The organism is Micromonospora sp. NPDC004551, from assembly GCF_040609975.1.
In the GTDB taxonomy this organism is placed as follows: Bacteria; Actinomycetota; Actinomycetes; order Mycobacteriales; family Micromonosporaceae; genus Micromonospora.
The window spans coordinates 39,922-46,453 of the sequence record NZ_JBEXLM010000044.1; the positions used below are offsets into that span (position 1 = coordinate 39,922).

Below are 6,532 nucleotides of genomic sequence, written 5' to 3' on the forward strand. Positions count from 1 at the left end.
GCCCTGGAACCCCTGGGAGGTCCACTGTGGCGAATGGCGGGAACCGACCCATCGCGCCGGTGCGCAAGCTGATCGGCGCGGTGCTGGGCACCCTGGCCACGTTCGTGACCCTGTTCGGGCTGGGCATGACGAGCTGGGCGATCGTGGCGCTGGGCGTCGCCCTGCTGGTCCTCGCGATCGCCCTGGCCACGGTGCGCGGCGGCGGCCGGACCTGGGTGGTCGGGCTGGGCCACGTGCACAGCGCCTCCGAGCCGCCCACCCAGTACGCCTTCGGCCGCTGCGAGCTGCAACTGGTGATCGACGCGCCCGGCCTGCCGCCCCGCTCCAAGAAGATCATCGAGCCGCGGGTGCCGGTCGCCAAGTGGCCGTCGCTGGGCCAGGCGCTGCCCGTCCGGGTCGCCCTGGACGACCAGCGGCACGTCCGCGTCCTCTGGGACGAGGTGCCCACCCACGCCGAGACGGCCGCCGCGGTCGCCGACCTCCCGCCCGAGTTCGCCGACCCGGACCCCGTCGACGACGTGCTCATCGGCCAGGAGGCCCCGCCGTGGGCCGACCGGGCCCCGGAGGACGACTTCCGCGACGACTTCCCGCCCGCACCCGACCCCCTCCTCGACGACCTCGCCGTGCTCCCGGAGGACCGCGAGCCGGTGGTCATGCACCAGCGCCCCGGCGGCGGGGTCGTGCTGGAGGGGCAGCTGGTCGAGCCGGCCACGGCCGGCCCGCTCCCCCGCCGCGCCCCGACGCCGCGTCCGCCCGCCGAGGAGCGGTTCGACACGGTGGACCCGATCGACGTCCCGCTGGACGAGCCGGCCGGGGAGGCGCCGCCCACCCCGGAGGAGCTGGACGAGGCCATCTTCGGCCCGGCCGGCGACGGCGGCCCGGCCGAGGCGGCGAGCCCGATCAGCGGCGTCGGCATCACCCTGCTCGTCACCGACCTGGACCGGTCGCTGGACTTCTACCGGAACCTCGGCTTCGCCGAGCTGGACCGCGGCGAGGGCAACGCCGTCCTCGCCTCCGGGCCGACCCGCCTGGTGCTGCGCCGGGTGACCGGGGCCGCCCCCATGAGCCGCCGGCTGGTCCACGTCAACCTCGAGGTCGCCGACATCGAGGCGGCCTACCAGCGGCTGCGCGACTCGGGCGTCCGGTTCACGTACGCCCCGCGGGTGGTCAACCGGGGCACCAAGCTGGAGGTGTGGGCGGCCGCCTTCCGGGACCCGGACGGGCACGGCGTGGCGCTCACCCAGTGGCGCACCCTCGCCGACGCCTGAGCGCTCAGCCGAGGATGACCCGCCGCACGTGCAGCGCGTACGCCCACACCAGGGCGAAGATGACGCCGAGCACGAACAGCGACCAGTGCAGCAGCCCGGAGAGCAGCAGCAGGCCCTGGAGGACCGTGCCGGCGTGCCAGGCCCACGGCCGCTTCATCTGACCGGCCAGCACCACGCAGGCGACGGCCAGCGCGACGACCGCGGCGACGGCCGCGCCACCGAAGTCGCCGCCCACCACCCGGATCGGCTGGATGGCCAGCAGCAGCACCAGCGCCTCCAGCGCGAGGGTGCCGGCGCCGAGGCCGCGGACGGCCCTGTCGGGGTTGCGCAGGCCGGAGCGCCGCGGCTCGCCGCCCTCCACCGGGACGCCCTCGGCCGGGACGCCCTCGGCCGGGACGCCCTCGGTCGGGACGCCCTCGGTCGGGACGCCCTGGCCGGGACGCTCGTCCACCGGGCCGGTCATCGCTTGAGCAGCCGGCGGGCGTCGGCCACGGTCACCACCGATCCGGTGATCAGCACGCCCACCCCGGCCAGCTCGCCCGGCACGTCGGACTCGGCCTCCGCGACGGCCGACTCGATGGCGTCCGGCATCTCATCGGTCACCTGCACCCGGTCCGGCCCGAAGACCTCCCGGGCCAGCGCGGCCAGCTCCTCGACGGGCATCGCCCGGGGCGAGCTGTTCGCGGTGACCACGATCGAGTCGAGCACCGGTTCGAGCAGCTCCAGCAGGCTGGCCGCGTCCTTGTCGCCGAGCACGGCGAGCACGCCGACCAGCTTGCTGAACGCGAACTCCTCCTGGAGCGCGGTGACGGTGGCGGCCATCCCGTGGGGGTTGTGCGCCCCGTCGAGCAGGATCGTCGGCGCGGTGCGCACCTTCTCCAGCCGGCCCGGCGAGCTGGCCGCGGCGAAGCCCTCCCGGACCGCCTCGATGTCGAGCTGCCGCCGCGCGCCCGCGCCGAGGAACGCCTCGACCGCGGCCAGCGCCACGGCGGCGTTCTGCGCCTGGTGAGCGCCGTGCAGCGGGATGAAGATCTCCTCGTACACTCCGCCGAGGCCCTGGATGGTGAGCACCTGGCCGCCGACGGCCACCGCACGGCGCAGCACGCCGAACTCGGCGCCCTCCCGCGCGACCGTGGCGCCCACCTCGGCGCAGCGCTCCAGGATCGGCCGGGCGGCCTCCTCCTCCTGGGCCGCCGCGATCACGGTGGCGCCGGAGTGGATGATGCCCGCCTTGTGCAGCGCGATGTCCTCGATGGTGTCGCCGAGCCACTCGGTGTGGTCCAGCCCGATCGGGGTGATCACGGCCACCCCGGCCTGGATCACGTTGGTGGCGTCCTCGGCGCCGCCGAGCCCCACCTCCACCACGGCGACGTCCACCGGGGCGTCGGCGAACGTGGCGAAGGCCAGCGCGGTGGTCAGGTCGAAGTAGGTCAGCGGCTCGTCGAAGCGCTGGTCGACCAGCTCCGCCAGGGGCGCCACCTCGCGGTACGTGGCCACGAAGCGGTCCTCGCTCACCGGCTCGCCGTCCAGGCTGATCCGCTCCCGGACGGTCTCCAGATGCGGGCTCGTGTAGCGGCCGGTGTGCAGCCCGAACGCCCGCAGCAGCGAGTCGATCATCCGGGCCGTCGAGGTCTTGCCGTTGGTCCCGGTCAGGTGGATCGACGGGTACGCCCGCTGCGGGCTGCCGAGCAGGTCGAGCAGGCTCTCGATCTTCTCCAGCTCGAAGCGCATGCGGGTGAAGCCGCGCGCGTTCAGCGCGGCCTCCACCTCGGCGAATTCGCTGCGGTCGGTCACGAGGACAGCCCCTCCAGGGCGGCGTCGATCCGGACCAGGTCCGCCTCGGCCACCGCCAGCCGTTCGCGGATCTTGGCGACCACCGGCTCGGGCGCCTTGCCGACGAACGCCGGGTTGTCCAGCTTCGCCCGCGCCTGCGCGGCCTCCTTCTCGGCGGCCGCCCGGTCCTTGGTCAGGCGGGCCCGCTCGGCGGCCACGTCGATCGAACCCCGGGTGTCCAGCGCCACGCTGACCTCGCCCGGCATGGCGAGGGTGGCGCTGGCCTGGAAGTCGTCGCCCGGAGCGTCGAGCCGGACCAGCGAGCGGACCAGCGGCTCGTGCGCCGCGATGCCCGCGCCGGCCAGGCCGTCGAGCCGCGCGGCCACCCGCTGCGTCGGCCGCAGCCCCTGGTCGGATCGGAACCGCCGGATCTCGGTCACCACCCGCTGGAGGGTGCCGACCTCGACCTCCGCGGCGTCGTCGACTCCGGTACGGTCGGCCGCCGGCCACGCGGCGGTCATCACCGTCTCGCCGCCGGTCAGCGCCGTCCACAGCTCGTCGGTGACGAACGGGATCACCGGGTGCAGCAGCCGCAGCAGCTGATCCAGCACGTGCCCGAGCACCCGTCGGGTGGCGTCGGCACCCGGCCCGCCCTCGGCGAGCACCGGCTTGCTCAGCTCCACGTACCAGTCGCAGACGTCGTCCCAGGCGAAGTGGTAGAGCAGGTCGCAGACCTTGGCGAACTCGTACGCCTCGAACTGCTCGTCCACCTCGGCCGTGACGTGCGCCAGCCGGGACAGGATCCACCGGTCGACGGTCGACAGCTCGGCCGAGGCCGGCAGCGGCCCGTCGGTGTGGGCGCCGTTCAGCAGCGCGAAACGGGTGGCGTTCCAGAGCTTGTTGCAGAAGTTGCGGGAGCCCTGGCACCACTCCTCGCTGACCGGCACGTCCTGACCGGGGTTGGCGCCCCGGGCCAGGGTGAACCGGGTGGCGTCGGCGCCGAACCGCTCGATCCAGTCCAGCGGGTCGACCACGTTGCCGAACGACTTCGACATCTTCTTGCCGTGCTCGTCGCGCACCATGCCGTGCAGGGCGACCACGTCGAACGGCTGCACGCCGTCCATGGCGTAGAGGCCGAACATCATCATCCGGGCGACCCAGAAGAAGAGGATGTCGTAGCCCGTGACCAGCACGCTGGTCGGGTAGAACTTGGCCAGGTCCGGCGTGCGCTCGGGCCAGCCCAGGGTGGAGAACGGCCAGAGGCCGCTGGAGAACCAGGTGTCGAGGACGTCCTCGTCCTGCCGCCAGCCCTCGCCGGTCGGCGGCTCCTCGTCCGGGCCCACGCAGACGATCTCGCCGGCCGGGCCGTACCAGACCGGGATGCGGTGCCCCCACCAGAGCTGCCGGGAGATGCACCAGTCGTGCATGTTGTCGACCCAGGCGAAGTAACGCTTGGCCAGCTCGGCCGGCTCGATCTTCACCCGGCCGTCGCGCACCGCGTCGCCGGCCGCCTTGGCCAGCGGGGAGGTGTTGACGAACCACTGGAGCGACAGCCGCGGCTCGACCGTGGTCTTGCACCGGGAGCAGTGCCCCACGGCGTGCACGTACGGCCGCTTCTCGGCGACGATCAGGCCCTGCTCGCGCAGCGCCGCCACGATCGCCGGGCGGGCCTCGTAGCGGTCCAGGCCCTGGAACGGGCCGGGCGCCGTGATGATGCCGCGCTCGTCCATGATCGTGAGCTGCGGCAGGTCGTGCCGCTGGCCGATCTCGAAGTCGTTCGGGTCGTGCGCCGGCGTCACCTTGACCATGCCCGTGCCGAAGCTCGGGTCGACGTGCTCGTCGGCCACGATCGGGATCCGCCGGTCGGTGAGCGGCAGGGCCACCTCGGTGCCGATCAGGTGCCGGTAGCGCTCGTCGTCCGGGTGCACCGCGACCGCGGTGTCGCCGAGCATGGTCTCGGCCCGGGTGGTGGCCACCACGACCTCGTCGCTGTAGCGGATCGAGATCAGCTCACCCTCGTCGTCGGTGTGCTCGACCTCGATGTCGGACAGCGCCGTGAGGCAGCGGGGGCACCAGTTGATGATCCGGTTCGCCCGGTAGATGAGCCCGTCGTCGAAGAGCTTCTTGAACATGGTCTGGACGGCCCGGGACAGGCCCTCGTCCATGGTGAAGCGCTCGCGGTCCCAGTCGACGGCGTCGCCGAGGCGGCGCATCTGGCCCAGGATGGCGCCGCCGGACTCGGCCTTCCACTGCCAGACGCGCTCGACGAACTTCTCACGGCCCAGGTCGTGCCGGGACAGCCCCTCGCCGGCGAGCTGCCGCTCGACCAGGTTCTGGGTGGCGATGCCGGCGTGGTCCATGCCCGGCAGCCAGAGCGCCTCGAAGCCCTGCATCCGCTTGCGCCGGTTGAGCGCGTCCATGAGGGTGTGCTCGAACGCGTGGCCCATGTGCAGCGAGCCGGTGACGTTCGGCGGCGGGATGACGATGGTGAAGGGCGGCTTCTCGCTGTCCGCCGACGCCCGGAAGTGCCCGGCGGCTACCCACTGCTCGTACCGTCGCTGCTCTACCTCGCCGGGCTGGTACTGGCCGGCAAGGGTCGGGGCGTCGGGGCGTCGGGCATCCAGTCTCTCGGTCACCCTGAAAGTCTACGGAGCGCTTTCGGGGACCCGACGTGCGCCACCTGTTAGTTCGCGTACGGTGGCGGACATGTCCGACGCGCACCTCACCGAGCGGCCGTTCGACGGCGGTCCCGAGCCGGTCGACCTGACCGACGAGCCGATCCGGCTGAGCCGCCGGGACCCCGCCCTGGAGCCCGAGCGACGCCCGGTCTCCCGGCGACGGAAGATCGCCCTGGCGGCCGCGCTGGTGGTGGGGCTGGGCGGCGCCGCGGCGCTCGGCTTCGGCGGCTGGCGGGTGCTGGCGGAGAAGGACACCGAGCTGAGCACGCCGGCCACCGTGGCCGGGCTGACCCGGGACGACAGTGACCGGGCCCGAAGCACCGCCGACTACCTGCGCGACGGCTTCGCCGCCGACATCGAGCTGGACCGCAGCTTCGGCAGCGTCTACACCGACCCGGCGGACGCCAAGCGGTCGGTGCTCCTCTTCGGCGGCACCACCCTGCTCTGGCAGCCGGAGCGCGATCTGGACAGCCTCTTCGGGTTGATGGCCGACGAGACCGGCCGGGTCACCGGCCTGCACAAGGTGGACGCCGGCCGCCTCGGCGGTGTCATGAAGTGCGGCACGACCAGCGGCGACGGCGGCGACTTCGCGGTCTGCGGCTGGGCCGACCACGGCAGCGTGGTGATGGGGATGTTCCCGGGCCGCTCCGCGGACGACTCCGCGGTGCTGTTCCGCAAGCTCCGCGACGGCATCCAGCACCGCTGAGAACGGCGGCACAACGCAGTCAGGGCCACCCCGAAGGGTGGCCCTGACTGGAAGATTGTCCGGCGGTGTCCTACTCTCCCACACCCTCCCGAGTGCAGTACCATCGG

5 protein-coding genes are annotated in these 6,532 nt (G+C 73.3%); 2 read left to right on the top strand and 3 right to left on the bottom strand.

Annotation, left to right across the window (positions count from 1 at the left end; translation table 11 throughout):
- Positions 1–26 precede the first annotated feature (26 nt).
- Positions 27–1,268 (top strand): VOC family protein, encoded by a 1,242-nt coding sequence (locus ABZW14_RS31705; RefSeq protein WP_355354015.1) that lies wholly within the window; start codon positions 27–29, stop codon positions 1,266–1,268.
- A 4-nt stretch (positions 1,269–1,272) separates the two neighbouring features.
- On the opposite strand, the gene ABZW14_RS31710 is transcribed toward ABZW14_RS31705, so the two are convergent.
- Genes ABZW14_RS31710 through ABZW14_RS31720 form a run of 3 tightly spaced genes read right to left on the bottom strand, consistent with a single transcriptional unit; the run spans position 1,273 to position 5,677 of the window.
- Positions 1,273–1,731, bottom strand: coding sequence for a DUF4233 domain-containing protein (locus ABZW14_RS31710; protein WP_355354018.1), 459 nt, complete (start codon positions 1,729–1,731; stop codon positions 1,273–1,275).
- Positions 1,728–3,062, bottom strand: a complete 1,335-nt coding sequence (locus ABZW14_RS31715; RefSeq protein WP_355354021.1) for a folylpolyglutamate synthase/dihydrofolate synthase family protein — start codon at positions 3,060–3,062, stop codon at positions 1,728–1,730. The genes ABZW14_RS31710 and ABZW14_RS31715 overlap by 4 nt, the downstream gene beginning before the upstream one ends.
- Complete coding sequence (locus ABZW14_RS31720; RefSeq protein ID WP_355354024.1) at positions 3,059–5,677, bottom strand: valine--tRNA ligase; 2,619 nt, start codon at positions 5,675–5,677, stop codon at positions 3,059–3,061. The genes ABZW14_RS31715 and ABZW14_RS31720 overlap by 4 nt, the downstream gene beginning before the upstream one ends.
- A gap of 70 nt (positions 5,678–5,747) precedes the next feature.
- Here ABZW14_RS31720 and ABZW14_RS31725 point away from each other — a divergent pair, with 70 nt between their 5' ends.
- Positions 5,748–6,425 carry a hypothetical protein gene (locus ABZW14_RS31725; RefSeq protein ID WP_355354027.1) on the top strand — a complete coding sequence of 226 codons (678 nt, stop codon included), beginning with the start codon at positions 5,748–5,750 and terminating at the stop codon, positions 6,423–6,425.
- The last annotated feature ends 107 nt before the right edge of the window (positions 6,426–6,532 follow it).